Source organism: Neobacillus sp. NRS-1170 (assembly GCF_050468025.1).
Map to the genome: position 1 here is coordinate 1 of NZ_JBITPF010000080.1, position 2,710 is coordinate 2,710.

Annotated in this window: 1 pseudogene; it reads right to left on the reverse strand. The window is 36.5% G+C overall.

What is annotated here, in order from left to right:
* Window positions 1–143 precede the first annotated feature (143 nt).
* Window positions 144–1,913, reverse strand: a pseudogene (ltrA, locus tag ACIFOT_RS28510) (group II intron reverse transcriptase/maturase).
* Window positions 1,914–2,710 lie beyond the last annotated feature (797 nt).

Here is a 2,710-nt window from a genome sequence, read left to right on the forward strand (position 1 = left end):
TTAATACAGATAGGTAAGGGTTTGAGGTTATCGCTCCCTTTTCCCCCTGTTCACACCGTACGTGCGACTTTCACCGCATACGGCGTTCCAACTCATCCAATTCATTCATTTCTATGTTTAGCGTAAAGCAAGTTTAATTCTAATCAGATTGCGAAGTTTTTGCATAGTTTTCGCAGTTCATTCACTTTTTCTTTTTGCTTCTTTTTCAATTTTAGGACATCTAGAAGAGAGTTGATTTTATACATATCTTTTAGATGTATGAGTCGGTAAACTGCTTCATGCAACACTATCAAATTTGAATATCTGTCATCCATTGAGATGATAAGGGTTCTTATGATGACAGTGCCAATCGCTTTTACCAAGTTCTTTACCCGTAACTGCACATTTTCCGTATTGTGCAATGAACTTACTGATGCGGTTATCGTTATATTCAATCGTTCGATTAGGAATGAAGTTTTTCATGATATAGCTTAACACGCTTTTGTTAATCGCTTTTAGATTGTTGTGTATTTTCTCTCTACCTTCGGTAGTATAATTACATACATCTTGCGAGAAGCAGAGATTAGTTTTATGCCGTTGGGCATAAATAGGGACAAACACCATTTCTTGAATCTTGAAATATTGTGGAGAGTATCCTTTATAGCGTTTTTGGAGCGTGCTGGTCATATCATCAAACTTAGCTTCTGCTCTGATATTCTTTAGTCGATTATATAAAGTCTTGTTTATATGAGAGGACAACTCACTTAATTATTCGATATGTTAGTAGCTGCTGCGTAATAGTTTTGGATTCCCATTACGACAGTGTTGTAATGCCAAACAGTTTCAGCACATGGCTTCTTCTGAATTGCTTTTATAGAATCTTTAATTTTAATGAGTGCATTGGACTTAGATTTCTTCGTCATATTTGAATGTGCTACAAATCCAAACCTTGTTTTTCCTTTTCTAATCGCTCGAAAAGTGAAACCAAGGAATTCGGAAGAATTCTTCTTTAAGTTAATAACCTTTGATTTTTCATCACTTGTCTCTAGATGTAATCTTGTTTTAAGAAAATCCTTGATGGCATAATTCATTTTGTTGGCTTGCGAACGAGTACGGCATAAGACTTTGAGGTCATCGGCATACCTAACGATGTAACATTCCTTCAGTTTTGATTTCTTGAGTGCTTTTACTTTGCTTCCATTATGTTTATAATCATGGTTGCTTTGAAATGTTTCCCATTGATTACTTACCCACCAGTCTATTTCATTTAGAACGATATTTGATAAAAGTGGTGAAAGTATACCCCCTTGCGGGGTTCCTTTGGTTGGAACGCCTTCTCCTTCAATTTCTGCTTTTAATAGCTTTGAAATGATGGAGAGTAAAGGTTTATCTTTAATTCCCAATGACCATATTTGTTTGAGTAACTTACTATGGTTGACGTTATCGAAGAATCCTTTTATGTCCACATCTATGCAATGATAAAGACCCACCATATTGATAAGCGATTCAAATCTTGCTTTCGCATGGTGGGTACTTCGATTTGGTCTGAAACCGTAACTATGTTTATGAAATTTTGCCTCACAAATGGGTTCTAAAACTTGCAAAATACACTGTTGAATAATCCTATCCCATATTGTTGGAATTCCTAATGGTCTCATTTTCCCATACCCTTTAGGAATGAAAACACGACGAACACATTCTGGTTTGTATGTTTGGAGCATATTTTGAACGTGTTCAATTACTTCTTCTACCGACAAATGTTTAATGTCATCTATGGTTAACTTATTTGTCCCTGCTGTTTTACTCCCAGTGTTTCTTTTGATGTTTCGATAAGCAAGACGTATATTTTCATTGGAACTAATTAGTTTAATTAAATCATAGAAATTTTGACCATCGACACTTTGAGCATGTAAACTGTCAAAACAATGTTGCATATCGTAATACTCACTATGTCTCAGTTTCTTCCGTTTTAACAAGTCGGTGACTCCCTTGGGAGTTGAACCTCTTTTAGTCTTACAAGAACCTTATTAATCGATAAAGAACTGCCATACATGGTTGAATGATTCTTATTAGTCTAGTGGCTATCCCTCCAGGGTGATTAGTCCTCTCATTGGTACTGTGCCACCACTTTCACTGATACAAAGAAAAGTTATACAGAAACTATTATCATTACTGCTTTCCTAATCACCGCTTCATAGAGAGTAAGCTCTCCACGTCATCAGCTTACAACGTTGACTTATATCTATTATAGAATGAACTTAGGTGCTTCCTTTAAGCCTGTTAGCCGTTCATATGCCTATAACATATCATGGACTTTCATATTAGTTAGTTTTACTCATCCACTGCTAACCTCACAATTTGGTGATATACACATTTCTATGTATTGTGCTTATAGACCCGTACATTCAGAAGTTCGTCAGCATAGCCCTTTGTTCTAGGCTTTTCACATCCTCACCATATTCATTCAACTCAAGCATCATGAATTACACCACTCCATCGAGTAGGCTTTCGACAGCCAAACTGCTACGGTAATTTCTCACGCCTTTTCGCCGAGCTTATAACACTATCTTTCTTACTAAATCAAATGCTATTCGACTTAGAGAGAACCCTTCAGGGCGTTACCCCTTCATTTGATTCTTCGATATAACCCTTCAGTTCCGAAAGGAACTGTCTGACCTCTACCTGAGTATTGTGACCAATCTCAATTTAAGCCAGAAACATTTCGCACAAC